General features: G+C 68.5%; 1 protein-coding gene. It reads right to left on the bottom strand.

Translation table 11 applies throughout. From position 1 onward, the window contains the following. On the bottom strand, nt 1–160 hold a 160-nt coding region (locus tag RYX56_RS22860; RefSeq protein WP_317124189.1), incomplete at its 3' end, for an adenylosuccinate synthetase. Nucleotides 161–267: the final 107 nt, after the last annotated feature.

The following is a 267-nucleotide window of genomic DNA, read 5'->3' as shown; positions in this document are numbered from 1 at the left end:
GCTTGCGCGCGGCCTCGCCCTCGCCCCACTCGATCGTGTGCCCGGCGTTGGCGCCGCCCTGGTAGCGGGCCACGACGTCGGCCTCGGCGGCCATGAGGTCCACGATCTTGCCTTTTCCTTCATCGCCCCACTGGGCGCCAATGACAACGGTGACGGGCATCTGCGAGAAGCGAAGGGCGGAGGAAACAGGTTAAAAACGCGCGCGGGGGCGGCGGGGCCAAGCCGGGGAGCCGCCTGCGCGCAGGGTTTTAACCAGTTTCCTTCGTC

Origin of the sequence: Alkalihalophilus lindianensis (assembly GCF_032843265.1) — a bacterium.
Lineage (GTDB): Bacteria > Bacillota > Bacilli > Bacillales > Bacillaceae_D > Alkalihalophilus > Alkalihalophilus lindianensis.
Note: the sequence above shows the minus strand (reverse complement) of the source record. Positions and strands in the feature narration are given on the sequence as shown.